Annotated in this window: 18 protein-coding genes; 17 read left to right on the plus strand and 1 reads right to left on the minus strand. The window is 76.5% G+C overall.

Features of this window, described 5'->3' with window-relative positions; all coding sequences use genetic code 11:
- From ACFUMH_RS10285 to ACFUMH_RS10365, 17 genes are all read left to right on the plus strand, one after another.
- Window positions 1-269 (plus strand): hypothetical protein (locus tag ACFUMH_RS10285; protein WP_378204338.1); only part of this gene is annotated, 269 nt, incomplete at its 5' end.
- Between the two features lie 242 nt (window positions 270-511).
- Complete coding sequence (locus ACFUMH_RS10290) at window positions 512-1,870, plus strand: hypothetical protein (protein ID WP_378204341.1); 1,359 nt, start codon at window positions 512-514, stop codon at window positions 1,868-1,870.
- Window positions 1,867-3,153, plus strand: coding sequence for an FHA domain-containing protein (locus tag ACFUMH_RS10295; protein ID WP_378204344.1), 1,287 nt, complete (start codon window positions 1,867-1,869; stop codon window positions 3,151-3,153). Before ACFUMH_RS10290 ends, ACFUMH_RS10295 begins: the two co-directional genes overlap by 4 nt.
- A 49-nt stretch (window positions 3,154-3,202) precedes the next feature.
- On the plus strand, window positions 3,203-7,108 hold the full coding sequence (gene eccCa / locus ACFUMH_RS10300) for a type VII secretion protein EccCa (protein WP_378204347.1): 3,906 nt from the start codon (window positions 3,203-3,205) through the stop codon (window positions 7,106-7,108).
- Window positions 7,109-7,268: 160 nt separating this feature from the next.
- Window positions 7,269-9,653 (plus strand): NAD-dependent DNA ligase LigA, encoded by a 2,385-nt coding sequence (gene ligA, locus ACFUMH_RS10305; protein ID WP_378204403.1) that lies wholly within the window; start codon window positions 7,269-7,271, stop codon window positions 9,651-9,653.
- Between the two features lie 95 nt (window positions 9,654-9,748).
- Window positions 9,749-10,168, plus strand: coding sequence for a YbaB/EbfC family nucleoid-associated protein (locus tag ACFUMH_RS10310; protein ID WP_378204350.1), 420 nt, complete (start codon window positions 9,749-9,751; stop codon window positions 10,166-10,168).
- Between the two features lie 46 nt (window positions 10,169-10,214).
- Window positions 10,215-10,550, plus strand: a complete 336-nt coding sequence (locus ACFUMH_RS10315) for a hypothetical protein (RefSeq protein ID WP_378204353.1) — start codon at window positions 10,215-10,217, stop codon at window positions 10,548-10,550.
- Window positions 10,547-12,190 (plus strand): hypothetical protein, encoded by a 1,644-nt coding sequence (locus tag ACFUMH_RS10320; RefSeq protein WP_378204356.1) that lies wholly within the window; start codon window positions 10,547-10,549, stop codon window positions 12,188-12,190. The genes ACFUMH_RS10315 and ACFUMH_RS10320 overlap by 4 nt, the downstream gene beginning before the upstream one ends.
- Window positions 12,187-12,690 carry a hypothetical protein gene (locus ACFUMH_RS10325; protein WP_378204358.1) on the plus strand — a complete coding sequence of 168 codons (504 nt, stop codon included), beginning with the start codon at window positions 12,187-12,189 and terminating at the stop codon, window positions 12,688-12,690. The genes ACFUMH_RS10320 and ACFUMH_RS10325 overlap by 4 nt, the downstream gene beginning before the upstream one ends.
- Window positions 12,687-13,520 (plus strand): hypothetical protein, encoded by an 834-nt coding sequence (locus ACFUMH_RS10330; protein ID WP_378204361.1) that lies wholly within the window; start codon window positions 12,687-12,689, stop codon window positions 13,518-13,520. Before ACFUMH_RS10325 ends, ACFUMH_RS10330 begins: the two co-directional genes overlap by 4 nt.
- A gap of 122 nt (window positions 13,521-13,642) precedes the next feature.
- Window positions 13,643-15,334 (plus strand): hypothetical protein, encoded by a 1,692-nt coding sequence (locus ACFUMH_RS10335; RefSeq protein WP_378204364.1) that lies wholly within the window; start codon window positions 13,643-13,645, stop codon window positions 15,332-15,334.
- Entirely contained in the window at window positions 15,331-16,029 is a 699-nt protein-coding gene (locus ACFUMH_RS10340) for a hypothetical protein (RefSeq protein WP_378204367.1), read from the plus strand. Before ACFUMH_RS10335 ends, ACFUMH_RS10340 begins: the two co-directional genes overlap by 4 nt.
- A complete protein-coding gene (locus ACFUMH_RS10345; protein ID WP_378204370.1) occupies window positions 16,026-16,985 on the plus strand; it encodes a hypothetical protein in 960 nt (319 codons plus the stop codon). The genes ACFUMH_RS10340 and ACFUMH_RS10345 overlap by 4 nt, the downstream gene beginning before the upstream one ends.
- 59 nt (window positions 16,986-17,044) lie before the next feature.
- Entirely contained in the window at window positions 17,045-17,218 is a 174-nt protein-coding gene (locus ACFUMH_RS10350; RefSeq protein WP_378204373.1) for a hypothetical protein, read from the plus strand.
- A gap of 52 nt (window positions 17,219-17,270) precedes the next feature.
- The gene (locus tag ACFUMH_RS10355) at window positions 17,271-17,675 is read left to right on the plus strand and encodes a DUF3592 domain-containing protein (protein ID WP_378204376.1); all 405 of its coding nucleotides are present in this window, start codon (window positions 17,271-17,273) and stop codon (window positions 17,673-17,675) included.
- The gene (locus ACFUMH_RS10360; protein ID WP_378204379.1) at window positions 17,672-18,013 is read left to right on the plus strand and encodes a hypothetical protein; all 342 of its coding nucleotides are present in this window, start codon (window positions 17,672-17,674) and stop codon (window positions 18,011-18,013) included. Before ACFUMH_RS10355 ends, ACFUMH_RS10360 begins: the two co-directional genes overlap by 4 nt.
- 31 nt (window positions 18,014-18,044) lie before the next feature.
- The gene (locus tag ACFUMH_RS10365) at window positions 18,045-19,382 is read left to right on the plus strand and encodes a GNAT family N-acetyltransferase (protein ID WP_378204382.1); all 1,338 of its coding nucleotides are present in this window, start codon (window positions 18,045-18,047) and stop codon (window positions 19,380-19,382) included.
- A 64-nt stretch (window positions 19,383-19,446) separates the two neighbouring features.
- Here the strand turns inward: ACFUMH_RS10365 and ACFUMH_RS10370 are convergent, their stop codons facing one another.
- On the minus strand, window positions 19,447-20,649 hold the full coding sequence (locus ACFUMH_RS10370; RefSeq protein ID WP_378204385.1) for an ROK family protein: 1,203 nt from the start codon (window positions 20,647-20,649) through the stop codon (window positions 19,447-19,449).
- Window positions 20,650-20,789 lie beyond the last annotated feature (140 nt).

A 20,789-nucleotide genomic window follows, 5' to 3' on the forward strand; every position in this document is an offset into this window, starting at 1 on the left:
GTACCGGTGCGGCGTCCGGCGCGGGCGCGGCGGGCGTGCGCGGCGCGGCGGGCCTGGCCGACGGCGGCGCCGCGGCGGGTGCGCGCGGTGCGGGTGGCACGGGCGCGGGCGGCACGACGGGCATGATGGCCGGCGGTGGCGGCGGTGCGGGCTCCGGTGCGTCCACGCGCGACCGTCGCAAGGGCCTCGGCGGTCCGCTGGCCCCGCGGCTGGAGGACGAGGACGACGTCGCCCCGCGGCCGCTCTCGGCCGGGCCGGGCGAGCGCTGACGGTCGGGCCGCCCACCGGAGTGCTCCAGTGGGCGGCCCCGTCTGCCGATACGACCGGGGAGCCGCGGTGCGACGCGGCGTACCGTGTGCGCGTCCACGCACCGCGGCGGCGTCCGACGGGCCCCGCCCGCGCGGCGGTGCGGCAGCGGGACTGGTGACGACGGAGGGGTGCACGTGAGCGAGAGCGACAGCGGGACGCGCCCGCGTCCCCTCCGCGCGGCGGCAGGACGGTCGCCCCGCCCGTGACCACCGCACCTCCGCGCCGGTTCGCCGTGCTCGACGGCGACCGGCGGCTCGACGTCGCGCTCCCCGCGACGGGCACGCTCGGCGACGCCCTGGGCGCCGCGGGCGTCGTCCTCGACGACCCCGGGCTGACGCTGCTCGTCGGGGACCGCCCCACGGCCCCGACGACGCCCGTGACCGACCTCGAGGACGGCGTGCTGCTGACCGTGGTCGACCCCGCGGTCCGGGTGCAGGACGCCCGCCGTGCCGCGCGCGCCCGGCGGGTGGCCGGCCGGGGCGCGGACACGCCCGCGTGGTGGGCGCTGCTCGCCGCCGCCGCGGTGGCGCTCGCGCTCGACGTCGTGGCGCCCGGTCTCCTCGACGAGCGCGCGACCCTCCTCGTGGCGGCCCTGCTCGGCGTGGCGGCGCTCGGCACCGCGGTGCTCGCGACCCGCCGCCGTGACGACCTGCCGGCGCCGCTGCGCGTCGCGACCCCGGTGGCCCTCACCGTCGCCGGCGCCGTGACGCTCGTACCGGACGGCTGGTACGGCGCGAGCGTGCTCGACGTCCTCACCGCCGCGGCCACCGCCGGCGTGCTCGGCGTCGCGGGCGTCGCCCTGGCCGACGCGGGCCCGTGGCGGGCCGCGTTCGGCGCGGTGGCGGCGGTCGCGGCCGGCGTCGGCGCGCTGTGGGGGCTCGTGCTGCTGCTCGGCTGGCCGGTGCAGGCCGCGGCGGCGCTCACCGCCGGCGCCGTGCCGGTCGCGCTGCGCGCCGTGCCTGCCGCGCTGCTGCAGATCGACGAGGGCTACTTCATGGACTACGGCCGCTACCTGCGCAACCGCTGGTCGGTGCGCGGCACGGTGCCGGCCGACCCGGGGGCGATCGACGGCGACGACATCCGTGCGCACGTCGTCGCGGCGTCGGCCGCCCGGGTCACGGCGACGATCACCCTGGCGCTGGTGGGTGCCGCCGCGCTGCCGGTGGCCGTGCCCGTGCACCCGTCGGGCGGCCTCGTGGTCGGCGGCACGGTCGCCCTCGTGCTGTGCTACCTGCTCGGCCTGCTGCTGCTCGCGCGCACCGAGAGCGTCCCGGCGCTGCGGTGGGTCGTGCGCGCGTCGACGGTGGTCGCGGCCGTCGTGGGGCTGCGCGCGCTGGGCGCGACCGTGGGCCCCGGCACCGAGACGCTCGTCGCGGGACTCCTCGCGCTCGTGGGCGTCGCGGCGGCCGTGGTCGCGGTGCCCCTCGGGCGCGGCGCCCGGTCGCTCGCCCTGTCCCGCACCGGCGACGTGCTGCAGGGCATGGCGACGGTGCTCGCGATGCCGGCGGCGCTGCTCGCGGCCGGTGGCCTGGAGCTCGTACGGACGGCGGTGTCGGGATGACCACTCAGACGACGGGGACGACGACGGCGTGCTGGTGCTGCGGCGCCCCCGCACCGACGGACGGGCCGTGCCCGAGCTGCGGCGCGCTGCCGCGGGGGAGCGCCGGTGCGCAGCCCGCCGACGCGGGGACGCGCGGCGAGCGCCGGCGCGCCGACGGCGACCTCGGCGAGCACCTCGCCGGCCGTGCCGCCGGCGTCGGCGCACGCCTCGCCTCGTTCACGCTCGACGTGCTGGCGCTGGCGCTCGTCGTCGCGGCCGTGTGGCTGCCGACGCGCTCCGTCGTCCTCACCGCGATCGTCGGCGTGGAGGCCGTCGTGGCCCTGTGGGTCTGGCAGGCCCGCACCGGGCTGACCGTCGGCAACGCGCTGCTGCGCCTGCGCACCGCGCAGGACGACCGGCCGTGGTCGCCCGGCGCCGGCCGGTCGTTCGTCCGCCTCCTCGTCGTGGGGCTCGGCGGGCTCGTCGCCGTGGTGGGTGCCTGGGGCGTCGTCGCGTCCGCGGCCCTCGACCGCACCGGGCGGCGCCGCTCGTGGGCGGACCGCGCCGCCGGCACGGTGGTCGTCGCGGTCCCGCGCCGCCGCGCCGCGTCGACCGCGTCCGTGCCGCCCGTCGCGCCCGGTCTCACCGTGATGGCCGCCGGCGCCGGCGCGACGACGCCCGACCTCACCCTGCCGTGGCAGGAGCCCGACGCCGGGCGCCCGCTCACCGGGCCCGGTCCCGTCCCGCCCGGTCCCGTCCCGCCCGGCCCGGTCCCGGCCGTCCCGGCGCCCGCGGGCCTGCCGGGCGGCGGCGTGCTCGGCGAGCCCGTCGTCGTCGCGCAGACCGGTGGGTCACGCGCGCCGGAGCGCACGGACGCCCCGCCGGCGGGCCCACAGACCGGGGCGCTACCTGCGGTGGTCACCCGCGCGGGCGCGGGTGCGGCCCCCGTCCCCGTCGCCGGCGCCGCCGTGCTGCTCGTCGTCGACACGGGGCAGCGCGAGCTCGTCCCGCTGGGTGCCGCGGTCGTGCTCGGCCGCTCGCCCGAGGCCGTCGTCGCCGGCGACCGCCCCGTGGTGCTCCAGGACCCCGAGAGCACCGTCTCCCGGCGCCACCTGCGCCTGGAGCACACGCGCGACGGCGTCCGCGTGACCGACCTCGGCTCCGCCAACGGCACCGCGGTGCTCGGCGACGACGGCGAGGTCACCGTCCTGCCGCCGCGCACGACCGTCCAGCTCACCGAGGGGGACCGCGTGCGCGTCGGCCGCCGCGTGTTCACCGTCTCGTCCGTCGTCCCGGAGGCCTGACCCCGTGCCCGGTTCCCGCCTCGCCCCGCCCCGCGTGCCGTCGGGCAGCGTGACGCTCCAGCCGCCGCCCGAGCTCGCGGCCGCCGACGACACGTCGTCGATGCTCACGTCCCTGCTGCCGATGCTCGGCTCCGTGGGCGCCATCGTCATGGTGACGATCTCGAACGCCGGGCCGACCGGCTTCCTCACGGGCGGCATGTTTCTGCTGTCGTCGCTCGGCTTCGTCGCGGCCAACGGCTGGCGGCAGCGCTCGCAGCGTGCCGCGCAGCTGCTCGACGCCCGCCGCGAGTACCTCGCGTACCTGACGGAGCTGCGCACGACCGTGCGGACCGCCGCGCGGCAGCAGCGCCGCGCGGCGCACTGGCAGTACCCGGCCCCGTCGACCCTGCCGTTCCTCGCGGAGGAGCGCACGCGCGTGTGGGAGCGCGGCTCGCACGACGCCGACTTCCTCGACGTGCGCCTGGGCGTCGCCGGCCAGCCGGCGGCCCTCGTCCTCGAGGCGCCCGAGCTACCGCCGCTCGCGCAGCTCGACCCCGTCGCGGCGTCCGCGGCGCACCGCTTCATGCTCACGCACGAGGAGGTGCCGGAGCTGCCGTTCGGCGTCCGCCTGGACGGCTGGTCGCGGCTCGAGGTCACGGGGCCCGAGGACGACGTGCGGGCGCTCGCGCGTGCCGTCGTCATCGGCGCGGCGGCGCTGCACCACCCCGAGGACCTCGTCGTGGCGGTCGTCGCCGACGAGTCGTCGCTGGCCCGCTGGGAGTGGGTGAAGTGGCTGCCGCACGCGCACTCGCGGCGCGTGCAGGACGGCGCCGGGCCCGCGCGCATGGTCGTCGGGTCGTTCGCCGCCCTGGACGACCTGCTGCCCGCCGACCTCGGCCAGCGGCCGCGGTTCGCACCCGGCGGCGACCAGACCCCGCACGTGCTCGTCGTCGTCGACGGCGTCCCGCTGCACGGCGCGCACCCCGCGCTGCGCGAGGGCGGTGTGCAGGGCGTCACGGTGCTCGACCTGCCGGCGCGCTGGGGCGCGCTCGAGGACGAGACGGCCGCGCGCGTCGCGCTCGGCCGGGTGGGTGACCGGCTCACGGCGGAGCTCGTGCAGGCCCGCGGCGCCGGTGCGGCGTTCACGCCGGACGCGTGCACCGAGGTCGAGGCGGAGGCCACCGCCCGACGGCTCATGCCGCTGTACTCCGGGCCGGCGGCGGTCGAGGCGCGCGGGTCCGCGCAGGAGGAGCTGGTCGACCTGCTCGGCCTGCCCGACGTGCGGGACGTCGACCTCGACGTGGCCTGGCGCGGCCGCCTGGAGCGCGACCGGCTGCGCGTGCCGATCGGCCAGGACACGGCGGGCGCACCGCTCGTGCTCGACCTCAAGGAGTCCGCCCAGCAGGGCATGGGTCCGCACGGCGTGCTCATCGGCGCGACGGGCTCCGGCAAGTCGGAGGTGCTGCGCACGCTCGTCCTCGCGCTGGCGCTGACGCACTCGCCGGAGGAGCTCAACTTCGTCCTCGTCGACTTCAAGGGTGGCGCGACGTTCGCCGGGATGGCGGGCATGCCGCACGTGTCGGCGATCATCACGAACCTGTCCGACGAGCTGTCGCTGGTCGACCGGTTCCAGGACGCCCTGACCGGTGAGATGACGCGGCGCCAGGAGCTGCTGCGTGCGGCGGGCAACTTCGCGAACGTCGGCGACTACGAGAAGGCCCGCCGCGGCGGGCGCACCGACCTCGCGCCGCTGCCCGCGCTGCTCGTCGTCGTCGACGAGTTCTCGGAGCTGCTGTCGGCCAAGCCGGAGTTCGTCGACAGCTTCGTCGCGATCGGCCGCGTCGGCCGCTCGCTGCACGTGCACCTGCTGATCGCCTCGCAGCGCCTCGAGGAGGGGCGCCTGCGCGGGCTCGACACGTACCTGTCCTACCGCATCGGCCTGCGGACGTTCTCCGGCGCCGAGTCGCGGGCCGTGCTCGGCGTGCCGGACGCGGTGGACCTGCCGCGCGAGCCGGGCGTCGGCTACCTCAAGGTCGGCACCGAGGGCATGACGCAGTTCAAGGCGGCGTACGTCTCCGGGCGCCCGCCGCGCCGCGCCGAGATCACGCGCCGGGCCGACGGCGGCGGCGTGCGCGCCGTCACGTCGTTCACGGCGGCGCCCGTGGCCGCGCCGGTCGAGCCGGAGCAGGTCGAGGTGCTGGACCCGGCGACGGTGGCCGCCGAGGGCCGCGACGACCGCGTGACCTTCGACATCGCGGTCGACCGGATGACCGGCCGCGGGCCGCAGGCGCACAAGGTGTGGCTGCCGCCGCTGGAGACCCCGGACCCGCTCGACGAGCTGCTGGGCGACCTGGCGCCGGACCCGGCGCTGGGCCTGGTCAGCCGCCGCTGGCGCGAGGCCGGCACCATGACCGTGCCCGTCGGCGTCGTCGACGTGCCGCTCGAGCAGCGCCGCGAGCCGCTCGTCGTGTCGCTGTCCGGCTCCGCGGGGCACATGGCGGTCGTCGGCCGCCCGGTGTCCGGCAAGAGCACGCTGCTGCGCTCGACGGTCGTCGCGCTGTCGCTGACGCGCACGCCGCTCGAGGTGCAGTTCTACGTGCTCGACTTCGGCGGCGGCACGTTCATCGGCCTGCGCGACCTGCCGCACGTGTCCGGTGTCGCCACGCGCACCGAGGCGGAGGCCGTGCGCCGCACGGTCGCCGAGGTCGCGGGTGTCGTCGACCGCCGCGAGCAGTACTTCCGCGAGCAGGGCATCGACTCGATCGAGACGTACCGCGCCCGCCGGGCCGCCGGCACGGCGGACGACGGCTGGGGCGACGTGTTCCTCGTCGTCGACGGCTGGGGCACGCTGCGCGGGGAGTTCGAGGCGCTCGAGGCGACCGTGCAGTCGATCGCGGCGCGCGGCCTCTCGTACGGCGTGCACGTCATGGTCTCGGCGACGCGCTGGATGGAGATCCGCCCGCAGGTCAAGGACCTCATCGGCACCCGGCTCGAGCTGCGGCTCGGCGACGCCGGCGACTCCGAGGTCGACCGCCGCGCGGCCGCCAACGTGCCGGCGTCCATGCCGGGCCGCGGCCTCACGCCGACGAAGCTCCACATGCTCGGCGCGCTGCCGCGCGTCGACGGCTCGGGCGACCCGTCGACGCTGGCCGACGGCGTCGCCGACCTCGTGGCCCGCACCCGGGCGGCGTGGCGCGGTCCCGCCGGCCCGCGCCTGCGCCTGCTGCCGACGATGCTCCCGCTCGACGAGCTCCGCGCCGCCGCGGGGCCGGACGACCGGCGCATCCTGCTCGGCGTCGACGAGGACGCGCTCGCGCCGTTCGGGCTCGACCCGGCCGACGAGCCGCACCTGTTCCTGTACGGCGAGTCGGACGCCGGCAAGACGTCGCTGCTGCGCACGTTCGCGGCCGAGGTCCAGCGGCTGTACACGCCGCAGGAGGCGAAGATCTTCGTCGTCGACTACCGGCGCGCGCTGCTCGGCGAGATCCCGCAGGAGTACCTCGGCGCGTACCTGACGACGGCGGAGACGACGCAGGGCGGCATGGAGGACCTCGCCGCCTTCTTCCGCACCCGCGTGCCCGGCCCGGACGTCACGCCCGAGCAGCTCCGCACGCGGTCGTGGTGGAAGGGCGCCGAGGGCTTCGTGCTCGTCGACGACTACGACCTGGTCGCGACGTCGCAGGGCAACCCGATGCTGCCGATCGTCCCGCTGCTCGCGCAGGCCGCCGACCTCGGTCTGCACGTGGTCGTCGCCCGCCACACCGGTGGCGCGAGCCGTGCCGCGTACGACCAGGTGCTCCAGCGCCTGAGCGACCTGGGCACGACGGGCATCCTGCTGTCGGGCAACCCCGACGAGGGCCAGCTCATCGGCCGCGTCAAGGCCGTGCAGGGCCCCCCGGGGCGCGTGCAGGTGGTCAGCCGCGACCGCGGCCTGTTCCAGGGGCAGCTCGCGTTCCAGCCGTCGCGGCACGGCTGACCGCGCCCGCCGGGCGCCGCGCGCGTCCGGTGGGCGGCCTGTCGGTGGCGTGCGCCAGGATGGGCGGGTGGACGACGCGCGTGCAGCAACCGGCGAGGACCTGACCAGCGACGACGTGACCAGCGGCGACGCGACCAGCGACGACGTGGCCGGCGACGACGTGGCCGGCGGCGCGGCGACCGGCGTCCCGCCGGTGCCCGCGTCGGCCGAGGTGCGGCGGCGCTGGACCGAGCTCGCGGCGTCGCTCGAGGCCGACCAGTTCGCGTACTACCTGCGCGACGCGCCCACGTCGTCCGACGCGGACTACGACGCACGCATGCGCGAGCTCGCCGCGCTCGAGGACGCCCACCCGGACCTGCGGACCCCCGACTCGCCGACGCAGCGGGTGGGCGGCACGTTCTCGACGGAGTTCGGCGCGGTCGACCACGTCGAGCGGATGCTCTCGCTGGACAACGTCTTCTCGGCCGAGGAGCTGAGCGCGTGGGCGGACCGCGTCGTGCGCGACCTCGAGACGCCGGACGTGCACTGGCTGTGCGAGCTCAAGATCGACGGCCTCGCGATCGCGCTGCTGTACGAGCGGGGCCGGCTGGTGCGCGCGGCCACGCGCGGCGACGGGCGCACGGGCGAGGACGTGACGCTCAACGTCCGGACCATCTCGACCATCCCGCACGTGCTGGCGGGCGATCCCGCGACGCACCCCGAGCTCATCGAGGTGCGCGGCGAGATCTTCTTCCCGGTCGAGGCGTTCGAGGAGCTGAACGCCGCGCAGGTCGCGGCCGGCAAGGCGCCGTTCGCGAACCCGCGCAACGCGGCGGCGGGCTCGCTGCGGCAGAAGGACCCGCGCGTGACCGCGTCGCGCCGGCTGCGCATGTACGCGCACGGCATCGGCGCGCTGCGGGGCGGGCCGGAGATCACGCGGCAGTCGCAGGTGTACGACCTGCTGGCCGGCTGGGGCGTCCCGGTCTCCCCGCACACCCGCGTGCTGGACGCGTTCGGCGAGGTGCAGGCCTTCGTGGCGCACCACGGCGAGCACCGGCACGACGTCGAGCACGAGATCGACGGGATCGTCGTCAAGGTCGACGAGCGGTCGTCGCAGCGCCGCCTCGGCGCGACCAGCCGCGCGCCGCGCTGGGCGATCGCCTACAAGTACCCGCCGGAGGAGGTGAACACCCGCCTGCTGGCGATCGAGGTCGGCATCGGCCGCACGGGGCGGGCGACGCCGTTCGGCGTCATGGAGCCCGTGGTGGTGTCCGGGTCGACGGTGCGGCAGGCGACGCTGCACAACCAGGAGGTCGTGGCCGCCAAGGGCGTGCGGGTCGGCGACATGGTCGTGCTGCGCAAGGCCGGCGACGTCATCCCGGAGATCGTCGGTCCCGCGCCCGCCGCGCCGGACGACGACGTCGAGCGCGTGACGTGGCACATGCCGACGGACTGCCCCGAGTGCGGCACGCCCCTGCGGCCGATGCGCGAGGGCGACATCGACCTGCGCTGCCCGAACGCGCGCTCGTGCCCGGCGCAGGTGCGCGGGCGGGTCGAGCACATCGGGTCCCGCGGCGGTCTCGACGTGGAGGCGCTCGGCGAGGTGACGGCCGCGGCGCTCACCCAGCCCGAGGTGCCCGCCGACCCGCCGGTGCCCAACGAGGCGTACCTGTTCGACCTCGTCGGCTACGCCCTGGACGCCCCCGCGGACGAGATCGCGCGCGTGCGGGAGCGCGGCACCGCGCTGCTCGCGCAGGTCGAGGTCGTCGTGCGCGACCCGGAGACGGGCCTGCCGCGCGAGGACGAGGACGGGCGCGTGCGCCGCCGCGCGCCGTTCCGCCGCACGCTCAAGCACACGAAGGCGGCGCAGGCGGCGGCCGCGGCCGAGGGACGCACGCTGCCGGACTGGGAGCCGTCGGAGTCGGCGCGCACGCTGCTCGACCAGCTCGACGCCGCGAAGACCAAGGACCTGTGGCGCGTGCTCGTGTCGCTGTCGATCCGCAACGTCGGGCCGACGGCCGCCCGCGCGCTGGCCACCCGGTTCGGCTCGATGGAGGCGCTGCGCGCGGTCGTCGAGGGCGACCCCGCCCAGGCCGTCACCGACCTGTCGCAGGTGGAGGGCATCGGGCCCGTCATCGCCGAGTCGCTCGTGCAGTGGTTCACCGGTCCGGAGGGGGACTGGCACCGGGAGGTCGTCGACCGGTGGGCGGCCGCCGGGGTGCGGATGCGCGACGAGCGGGACGAGTCGATGACGCCGACGCTCGGGGGGCTCACGGTCGTCGTCACGGGGTCGCTCGAGGGGTTCAGCCGCGACGGCGCGAAGGAGGCGATCATCGCGCGCGGCGGCAAGGCGTCGGGCTCCGTCTCCAAGAAGACGGACTACGTCGTCGTGGGGGAGAACGCCGGCACCAAGGAGGCGAAGGCGCTCGAGCTGGGCCTGCGCATCCTCGACGAGGCCGGGTTCGTCGCGCTGCTGGCCGGTGGGCCGGCGGCCGTCGGCGACGTTCCCGAGGCCGCGGAGGGCGAGGGGCCGGACCCGGACGCCGGTGACGCGCCCGACGCGTGACCGGGCGGGCGGCGCTCGGCCGTGCGGGTGACGTCCGGCGTCCGGGGGCTGGGCGGATCGTCCGGACCATCCGGTCGTCGGTAACCTCCGGGACCATGACGGTTCCCGGTGGCGGCTTCGAGACGGAGGCCCTCGTGGCCCGCATCGAGCAGCAGGTGGCCCAGGCGCAGGAGACGGCCCGGCGCGCGGAGCAGGTGCGCGACCAGTTCGAGCAGGTGCGCGGCCAGGCGAGCTCGCCACGCGGGGAGGTCCGCGTGACCGTCGAGACCACGGGCCGGATCACCGCGCTGGACCTGCACGAGGACGCCCTGCGCCTCGACCCGCGCGACCTGTCCGCGCTGATCCTCGAGACCGTCGGCGCCGCGCAGCGGCAGGCCGCGACGGAGTCGATCGCCCTCGTCGAGGGGACGTTCGGGGCGGAGTCCGGCGTGGCGACGAACCTGCGTGCCGAGCTGGCGCGCATGACGCCGCCGGAGGACCCGCGCACGCAGCGCGACGAGATCCGGTGGACGTGACGCCCGCCCGCCGCACGACACCGCGCCCGACGCACCGAGGGGGAGCATGAGCCAGGACCGGATCGTCCTCGACAGCGACGTCGTCACCGCGCACGTCGGCCGCGTGCGGTCGGTGTCCGCGGACATCGCCACCGCGCACTCCGCGGCCGCCGGCCTGAACCTCGGCGGCGGCGCGTTCGGCATCCTCTGCGCCGTCCTCGTGCCGCCCGCGGTCGCCGTCTCGCAGGCGGCGCTGGACGCGATCCAGGAGGCGCAGGACCTCGTCGACCGCAGCGCCGACCAGATCGCCGCCGTGGTCGCCGACTTCGCCGCGCTCGAGGAGCAGATCCGCGGGGAGCTGGAGCCGATCTCCGGCGCGGTGCAGGCGGTCCCGGAGCGGTGACGGCGAACCCGCTGGTGGCGCCGGTCGTGGACACGACGACGCCGTTCCAGGGGGCGTTCCTGCTGGAGTCGGGTGAGGCGCTGGTCTCGGCGATCCAGAACGAGTCGTGGGTCGAGGGCGGTCTTGCGGGGTTCTCGCTGGCGCTGGACACGGTCGCGACGGCGATGGACCCGCTGGGTTCGCTGATCGCGGCAGGCCTCGGCTGGGTGATGGAGCACCTGCAGCCGCTCAAGGGCTGGCTGGACGACCTGACCGGCGACGCCGACGAGGTGGCGTCCTTCGCCGCGACGTGGGGCAACGTCTCGACGTCGTTGGCGGGCTCGGCGGCGGAGCTGCGGCGGGTGCTGTCGGACCTGGACGCGTGCGACGGGGCGACGATCGAGGCGTACCGGCGGTTCCAGCAGGACGCGGCGGACCACGTCGCGGCGGCGGGGGACTGGGCGTCGGCGATGTCGACGGGCATGCAGGTCGCCTCGGTGATCGTGCAGGTCGTGCACGACCTGGTGCGGGACGCGATCGCGCAGGTCGTGGGGTCGGTGATCTCGTACGCGGCGGAGCTGGCGCTGACGCTGGGTGCGGCGGCGCCGTACGTGGCGGCGCAGGCGGCGTCGAAGGTGGCGTCGCTCTCGGCGCGGCTGATGACGACGATGACGCGGCTGGTGCGCTCGATCGGCAGCCTGCGCGGCATCGTCGACGAGCTGGGGACGCTGTTCCGCCGGTTCGGCGACCTGGTCGGCCCGCTGCTGCGCAGGCTGCGGACGCTGGACCTGCCCGGCTTCGGCCGGTCGGGCGCGGACGCGCCGTCGACACCGGCCCGTGGTCCCTCCGACGCCCCCGGCACCCCGGCGCCGGGCGGCCCGGCCGACCCGCTCGACCGGTGGTCGTTCGTCGACGGCGCCCACCAGCGCGTCTACGGCCTCGAGAACGGTGGCCAGCACACCACCTCCTGGGCCCCGGAGCAGATCGACACGAGCCGCACGGCAGCGCACGTCATCGACGAGCGGTTGGCCGACGACGCCCTGTTCGCCCGGCACGGGCTGGCACCGTGGAGCCGGGACGACCTGGTGCGCATCGTCCAGACGCCCGTCGCCGACCTGTCGTCCGCCGAGAAGGCCGCGCTGCGCGAGATCGCCGACGCTCTGCCGCCGCCCGGCGTGGGGGACGTGGTTCAGAAGGTGCTGACGAACGCGCAGGCGCAGGCGGTGCTCGATCCGGCGACCGCCGCGGCGCCGTCCTCGCGGGTCCTGTCCGGGTCGATCACGCGCGTCGAGGACTCCGCGATGCTGGACACCGTCGCGGGCATCCACCAGGGGCTACGCCTCGACTACGACGACGTGACGTTCCTGCCCCACGACGAGTCGGTGTACGTGGTGCGGACCATGCTCGGCCGCGACGTCGCCGAGATCTCCCGGTTCAGCGACATGGGCGGAACCGGGAGGACGGACGGGTGGCACGACCCGTACACGGGCAACGGATTCCTCAAGTCGGATGCGCTGATCCCGGAGTACCGCATCGACCAGCCGGCGGCGAGCCCGTACCTCATGGAAGAGGGCACGGAGATGTGGGAGGTCCTCCAGGACGGGACGCAGCGCCTCGCGGCTGTCCTGGACGACACCGGCGCGTGGGTGCGGGTGCGATGACGGACCGGCAGTCCAGTACCGCGGGTCTGCGCTCCTGGGGGCAGTTCGCCGTCGTCGGCGGTCGTGAGTTCCCCTACATCGTCCAGTCGCACCCGCCGCACCAAGCGGCCGACGCGATCCTGCTCCTCCTCGACCCGCAGGAGGTCGCCCTCTTCGCGCCCGAGAAGGTCACGCAGTCGGGGGGCCGGTACAGCGTCCGGGTACCTGTCCGGGACGTGGCGCGCTTCTTCAGCCGCGGGCACACCGCCCGCTGGTACGGCGAGGAGGTCGGCGTCGTCGTCGTCGACGACCAGCACGTCCGAGTCGTCTACGACCGGGACCCGCGCCTCGCGGAGCTCATGGGGCTGGAGGGCAACCAGTACGACGGCTTCACGGCCGTCGTTCCGGTCAGCGAGCTGACGGACCTCGTGGAGGTCGTCACGCCGCACGGTATCGGTGACTGGTACGGGTACGACCCCGACGGCACCGCCGGGACCACCGAGACGGAGGAGCACCCGTGAGCGTGACGGTCCTGCAGAAGGCTCTGCTGCCGTGGCAGTCGGCCGACGTCCTGAGCAACGGGTCGTCGAACGTCGGCGGCGTCGTCACGCTCGCCGGCGAGGCGGCGCGGCTGACGACCGCGGCGGACGTGGCGTCCGCGTACGGGTGGGAGTCGGACCGTGTCGGCGCATCGCTGGAGCACGTGGACGTCGTGCGGTTCCCGGTCGACCCGCTCATGCGCCTCACCACCCCGCGTGACGTGCCGGACGCGCCCTGGCCGACCTACGGCACGGGCTTCCTGCGCTCGCCGCACCTCGTGCGTGCCTGGGTGCTCGAGCGGACGCGCTACCCGCTCGGTGCGGAGTGCTGGCGCATCGCGGCGGACGGGCGGCAGGAGCTGGTCGGCGTCTACCAGGGTGCGGCTCGTGGTTGGTCGGGTGCGCAGGCCTACGCGCCGCCGGTGCGGTTCGTCGGACCGCGTGCGGTCTGGCGCGGGGTCGAGCACGCCGCCGATCTCGTCGGCGACGGACAGGTGGAGCTGGTCGCCGCGGGGCCGGCGCAGCCGGAGGGGTTCACGCCCGCGCGCCCGATGACGTGGGTGCGACGGGTGCCGGTGGCCGAGTGCACCCAGGTGTCCGCCACCGTCCTCGAGGCGACCTGGCGGTCGGTGCGCGTCCGGGTGCTCGACACGGCGGGCGACGGGGCACGCGTCCTGCTGCAGGAGCCGTCCGGGGGCGAGGTCGCCCGGCTCGGAGCCGGTGAGGTGGAGCCGGGCTTCTTCGAGGCGGTGGCGCCGAGGGACGAGCTCGTCGACGTGGCGGGGACCGTCCGCGAGCTCCCGCTCCCCTGAGGGACCGGGTGGACCGTCGTCGGCCGTCCGGGTGATGTGCACCGTCCGGAGCGTGGGCGGATCGCCCGAAGCGCCCGGTCGTCGGTAACGTCCGGCGGCATGACGTTCCCCCAGGAGACGGCGTGACGGCGAACCCGTTGGTGGCGCCGGTCGTCGACACGACGACGCCGTTCCAGGGTGCGTTCCTGCTGGAGTCGGGTGAGGCGCTGGTCTCGGCGATCCAGAACGAGTCGTGGGTCGAGGGCGGTCTTGCGGCGTTCTCGCTGGCGCTGGACACGGTCGCGACGGCGATGGACCCGCTGGGTTCGCTGATCGCGGCCGGCCTCGGCTGGGTGATGGAGCACCTGCAGCCGCTCAAGGGCTGGCTGGACGACCTGACCGGCGACGCCGACGAGGTGGCGTCCTTCGCCGCGACGTGGGGCAACGTCTCGACGTCGTTGGCGGGCTCGGCGGCGGAGCTGCGGCGGGTGCTGTCGGACCTGGACGCGTGCGACGGGGCGACGATCGAGGCGTACCGGCGGTTCCAGCAGGACGCGGCGGACCACGTCGCGGCGGCGGGGGACTGGGCGTCGGCGATGTCGACGGGCATGCAGGTCGCCTCGGTGATCGTGCAGGTCGTGCACGACCTGGTGCGGGACGCGATCGCGCAGGTCGTGGGGTCGGTGATCTCGTACGCGGCGGAGCTGGCGCTGACGCTGGGTGCGGCGGCGCCGTACGTGGCGGCGCAGGCGGCGTCGAAGGTGGCGTCGCTCTCGGCGCGGCTGATGACGACGATGACGCGGCTGGTGCGCTCGATCGGCAGCCTGCGCGGCATCGTCGACGAGCTGGGGACGCTGTTCCGCCGGTTCGGCGACCTGGTCGGCCCGCTGCTGCGGAGCCTGAAGAAGCTCGACCTGCCGGGCTTCGGCCGGTCGGGCGCGGACGCCCCGACACCCCCGCGCACACCGGACGGCACGCCGCCGCGCACACCGGACGGCACGCCACCACGCCCCCCGGGCGACGGCACGCCCCCCGGCGGGCACACGGACGGCAGCGTGCCCGGTGGCAGCGGCACGGCGGGTGGCGGTGGCACGGCGGGTGGCGGTGGCACGGCGGGTGGCGGTGGCACGACCGGTGGCGGTGGGACGACTCCGCCGATGCCACCGCGCGCGCCCGAGGTCGACCTCGCCGTGCCCGAGGTCGACCCGCCGCGTCTCCCGGACGGCGACGGCACGGACGGCCCCGGCACCCGCCCGGACGACCCGGACGGCACGGACCCCGACGGCACGGACCCCGACGGCACGGACTCCGACGGCACGGACCCCGACGGCACGGACCCCGACGGCACGGACCCCGACGGCACGGACCCCGACGGCACGAGCACGCCCGACCCGCTCGCGCACAAGCCCTCGAACGTCACGCCCGAGCGGTACCTGGAGCTGCGCGACGCGTCGGTGCACAACCCCGATGCGGACCGCTACATGCTCGGCAGGTTCGAGCACGGCGGCGTCAGCTACGTCCGTGAGGCCGGCGACGACCACGTCTACTTCTCCCTGGGCGACGAGGTCGACCCGGCCGACCGCTGGAGCGCGGTGGGCACCGAGCAGGGGCTGGACGACGACGGGATGTTCCAGGCGTACAACCTCCCGTTCCTCGAGGACGCGGTGGCCAGCGGGAAGCCCATCGACTTCTCGCACGACCCGCGGCTGCCGGTGCACGAGCAGTCCGCCCTGGGCAACGAGTTCCGGTTCCTCCGCGAGCCGCCGAACAACTACGAGTTCGTCGACAACGGCACGTACTGGACGATGGTGCCGCCGGGCAGCGGGCTGCGGTGAGCGGCACCTGGCCCGACCACCCGGGGGACCTGTCCCGGCTCGTCGGCCCGCCCGAGGTGGTCGCCGCCAACGTCGTCTCCTACGTGGGGGCGACCGGTGACGCCCGGTCGGCGAGCGGCGTGCTGTACCTCGCAGTGCCCTTCGAGCTGCGCCTCGACGAGCAGGGGGTCGACGTGGCGCTCGACGCGCCGGCCGGCGTGCCGGACCGGGTGCGCGTGGAGGGTGGCTGGCGAGGCGCGGTCCCCGAGGCCGTCGCCGTCGCGCGCAACCGGGTCCGGGATGCGCTGCCCGACCGCTACGTGCAGTGGCTGGCCGTGCGCAGCGCGATGCCCCGCGACGAGCCGTTGCGCGAGGCGCCGGAGGTCACGACCCTCGACGACGTGCTGGTCCTGCTGCGGGAGCGCTTCGAGGGCGTGATGTCCGAGCCCGTGCCGGTGCCGGACGACGGCGAGGACATGGTCAGGACGGTGCTGTACGACACCTTCGTCGTGACCACGGGGCTGGAGCGGCCGCGCGGCAACTTCGTCCGCGGGCTGCGCCTGTCGTCGAGGTTCGGGCTCGGAGGGCTGCCCGGCGAGCCGATGTGGGGCGGGAGGACGCCGGGTTCCATCCGCCGCGCCTACCGTGTGCTCGACGAGTACTGCCGTACCCGCCTGGACCTGCCCCCGCGGGCCGACGACGAGGAGATCCCGTGACCGTTCCCGGCGCCGAGCAGCCGGCCGCCTTCTTCGACCTGCCGCAGGCCGCGCAGGTGCGCGCGGAGCAGGACCTGTCGGTCGAGCAGTACGTCGACGCGTACGTCGTGCCGTTCGTCGAGGACGCGGTCGCCTCGGGCAAGCCGGTCACCTTCCCGGTCGACCCGTGCACGGTCCCGGACGACGGCGTGCTCGCGCGCCAGCTCGAGGTGCTGACCGGGCACGGCCTGCTCGTCGACCGGGACGTGCACGCCGACGGCCTGTGGCACGCGGTGCGCCCGCAGGAGCGGGCCTCGTCGCCGGCGCTGCAGTGGGCCGGCTGGTGCGCGGACGCCATGACGGCGGTGCTGGGCGACGACGTCGCCGAGCCGCGGCTGCGGTCGGCCTCGGCCGCGGCCGAGGGCGTGCTGCTCGGTGCGTACGTCGTGACGGTGGGCGTGCGGTCCGGTGGCGCGTGGGCGCGCCTCGACGGGTTCGGCCTGCCGCCCGTCGACCTGACCAGTGCGGGGGAGGACCTCGGGGCGGCGGTCCGCGATGTCCTCGCGCAGGCGCGTGAGCGCGCCGAGGCGACGCTGCCCGACGCGTACCTGGCGCGCCACCGCCGCGACCCGCGCGGTGCGGCGACGGTCGTGCGCGGGTACGAGCAGGACCCCGGTCTGCCGGGGGTCGAGGCGGCGCTCACGCGCTTCCTGCACGACGACTGGGCGGTGCTCGGCCGGCGGCGGGACGGCGAGGTCGAGGGGCTGGCCCTCGGCGTGCACCGGCGGTTCAGCGCGCACGTCGCGCTGCGCGGGCCGGAGCGTGCGCTGGCGCGGTCGGTCGACGTCGGCGCCGGCCGCCACCTGTACTCGCTGTTCGGCGGTCGCGTCCCGCTCGACAGCGCGCCCGTGTCGGTGGCGCGCGCCGTCGCGGAGCTCGCCGAGTGGGCCACGCTGCGCGTCGGCACGACGGGCTGAGCGGTGTCCGTGCCCGGCCGCCGGCCGGACGCTCGGGTGCCTCGGAGGAGCGCGCCGTGGTGAGCGGGCCCTGGCCCGACCACCCGGGTGTGCTGTCCCGGCTCGTGCGCCCACCGGAGCTGCGGGACGGCGACGCGGTGTCGTACGTGGACGCCACCTGCGACGCGCGATCCGCCGGCGGCCGCGCCCGCCTCGACCTGCCCCTGCTCTCCGACCACGAGGAGATCCCGTGATCGTTCCCGGCGCCGAGCAGCCGGCCGCCCGCGTCGACGGGCAGGTCGGCACGTGGCGATGACGTGGGGTGTGTTCGTCCTGGGAGCCCTTGCCGGGCTCACGCTGGTGGTCGCCGGTGCGGCGATCGTCCGCACCGGGCGCGCCCGCGAGCAGAGGGCGGCGCCCGTGCCGGCGACGGTCCTGGCGGTCGACGGTCGGTACCTCGACCTCGGTTACCACGTCGACGGCCGGCCCTTCCGGCACCGCGGCCGCTCCGCACGCTTCGTGCGTGGCCCGCTGCCGGCTGCGGGCACGCGCATCACGGTCTACGTGGACCCGCAGCGGCCGGCCGTCGCGCAGGCACCCGGGGAGCTCCGGCTCGCGGCGTCGCTCGGCTGGGTGCACCTGGCGTGCGGCGTCGTCCTGCTCGTCGCGGTGGCCGTCATCACCCTCCACCTCGTCGGCGGGGACAGGTGACGTCGCACCCGGGTGGGCAGAAGGTCCACGGGTTCCCCGCCCGGCTCGTGAACCGGGCGCTGGTGCGGTACGTCGGGTGGGGCGAGGCGGTCCGGCCGTCTCGGCGGCCGGAGGCGGTCGACGCGCTCGCGCCGCCGGGGCGCGCCACGGACCTGCGGGCGGTCGTCGTCGCGCTGCACGACGAAGCGGACGGGATCGACGTGCCGGCGTCGGCGGCGGTCGACCGGAGTCTCGTGCCCGCGTTCGCCGCGGTGCTGCGCCCGCGGCACCCGTGGCTGGACGACGAGGCCGTCGACGCGCTGTGCTGGGCGTCGCGCTACCGGCGCATGTACGAGTGACCCGGCGGGTGCCGGACGGCGAGGAGGACCGATGAGTGCTGGGGGCGACGTGCGCCGTGACGTGGCGGCGGGGACGTCCGGCGACGCGCCCTCCGTCGGGACGGCGGCGCGCGGACCGGTGCGCCTGCGCCGTGCCGTCCCGGCCGACGCGGCGGCGCTCGGTGCCCTCGTCGCGGACGTCTACGTCGCGGACGGCCTCGTGCCCGCCGACTCGCCGTACGTCGGCGAGCTGCGGGACGCCGCCCACCGCGTGGACCACGCGCACGTGCTCGTCGCGACGGTGCCCGGGGACGACGGCGCCGACGACGTGCTCGGCACGATCACGCTGGCATCGGCGGGCACGCCGTACGCCGAGATCGCCCGCGACGGCGAGGTGGAGCTGCGCATGCTGGCCGTGCGGCCCGACGCACGCGGCCGGGGGCTCGCCGCCGTGCTGGTGCGCGCCGCCCTGGCCGAGGCCGCCGCGACGGGCGCCCGCCGCGTCGTGCTCACCACCCTCGAGGCGATGCGGACCGCGCAGCGCCTGTACGACCGGCTCGGGTGGGTGCGCACGCCGGAGCGCGACTGGGCGGTCGGCCGCCTGCCGATGCTCGTCTACACGTGGGACGTGCCGGCGGCACCGGGCGCCCGGGTCGAGGCGGCGACGTGGCCGCCGTTGCGCGTTGAGCACGTCGGCCCGTGGCAGGTCGGCCTGTCGGACGGGTTCACCCAGCGCGCCAACTCGGTGCTGCCGCTGGGGGAGCCGGACGACCTGGGCGCGGCGGTCGACGCGGTGGAGGCGCTGTACGCGGCCGCCGGTCAGCCCGCGGTGTTCCGGGTCGGGGACCCCGGCGCGGCGTCCGGGCTCGTCGACGAGCTCGACGCCCGCGGGTACGCGCGCGGCGTGGTCACGGACGTGCTCGTGCGGGAGCCGGTGGCCCCCGCCGCCGTCGACGCGCTGCCCGAGGGGCTCGCGCTCCGCGTCGCGGACGCGCCCGACGAGGCGTGGCTGGACACCTGGGTCGGCCTCAAGGGCGGCACCCGCGACACGGGCCGGCGGCTGCTCGCCGGGGCGCCGGCGGTGCACCTGGCCGCCGTCGGCCCGGACGGCGTGCCGGTCGGGATCGTCCGCGCCGCACTCGCGGACGGCTGGGCGGCGCTGTCGTGCCTCCAGGTCGCGCCGTCGGCGCGCCGGCGGGGGCTCGGCCGGGCGCTGACGCTGCTCGCGCTGCGGGAGGCGGCCGGGCGCGGTGCGACGCGGGCGTTCCTGCAGGTCGAGGCGGACAACGGGGCGGCGCACGCGCTGTACGCGGGGCTCGGCTTCGTCCCCGCGCACCGGTACGCGTACCGCCGTCAGGCCGTCGCCGGAGCGCCCACCGCCACCTGCTGAGCGGCCGCCACGGCCGGCACCACGGCCGGCACCACGGCCGGCACCGCGAACAGCACGGCGGACCTCACTGCGCGGCGGCCACCGCCGGCGCGACCAGCCGCGCGTCGACCGCCGCCGGCGACAGCACGTGCTCGGCCGCCATCGCCGCGGCGCCCAGCACGCCGGCGCGCTCACCGGTCCGCGACGCGACGATGCGCAGGTGCTGCGTCGCGAGCGGCAGGGACCGCGCGTAGACGACCTCGCGGATGCCGGCGAGCAGGTGCTCGCCGGCGTCGGCGACGCGCCCGCCGATGACGATGACCGACGGGTTGAGCATGCTCACGGTCGCGGCGAGCACGGCACCGATGCTGCGCCCGGCCTCGCGCACCGCGGCGGACGCGGTGACGTCGCCCGACCGGACGAGGGCGACCACGTCGCCGCCCGAGCCCGCCGGCAGCCCGCGCGCGGCGAGGTCGGCGGCGAGCGCCTGCCCGGACGCGACGGCCTCGAGGCAGCCGGTGTTGCCGCAGCGGCACGGCCTGTCGGCGCCGCCGGGCACGGCGATGTGCCCGAGGTCGCCGGCGGCACCCTGCGCGCCGCGCCGGATGCGGCCGTCGGTGACGATGCCGGCGCCGATGCCGGTGGCGACCTTGACGAACAGCAGGTCCGCGACGCCGGACCAGCAGGTCACGTGCTCGCCGACGGCCATGATGTTGACGTCGTTGTCGACGAGCACGGGCGCGTCGAGGAGCCGGCCGAGGAGGCCCGGCACGTCGGCGTCGTCCCAGCCGGGCATGATCGGCGGGTTGATGGGCCGGCCGGTGGCGTGCTCGACCGGTCCCGGCAGCCCGACGCCCACCGCGGCGAGGTCGCCCGGGGGTCGGTCCGCCTCGTCGAGGAGCCGCTGGCCGAGCTCGGCCACGCGGTGCAGGACGACGTCGGGCCCGTCGGCGATGGTGATCGGCTCGCCGTGCTCGGCGAGGACGGTGCCCGCGAGGTCGGTGACCGCGAGGCGCGCGTGCGTGGCGCCGAGGTCGACGGCGAGCACGACCTCGGCGGCGGGGTGGAACGCGAACGTGGCGGGCGGTCGGCCGCCGGTGGACGACGACGCACCGGCGGGTGCGACGAGGCCGGTCGCGAGCAGCGCGTCGACGCGTGCGGCGACGGTCGAGCGCGCCTGACCGGTGACCGCGGCGAGGTCCGCCCGGGTGCGGGGGCGGCCGTCGCGCAGCAGCTGCAGCAGGTCGCCGATGCCGGGGGAGCGGGTGGTCCGCAGCGGCTCGTCCATGCGCACAGTGTCGCCTCCTCGCCGCGGTCGCCGGACTTCGGCATGTCACGGTGGGATAACTCTGCCAGCCGACGCGCAACTTTTGCTTGACCGTCGGCATAAGTGCCCGTACGTTCCTCGGCATGGTCAAGGACGACCCC

The sequence above is a fragment of the Cellulomonas sp. NPDC057328 genome, from assembly GCF_042667215.1.
GTDB lineage: Bacteria > Actinomycetota > Actinomycetes > Actinomycetales > Cellulomonadaceae > Cellulomonas.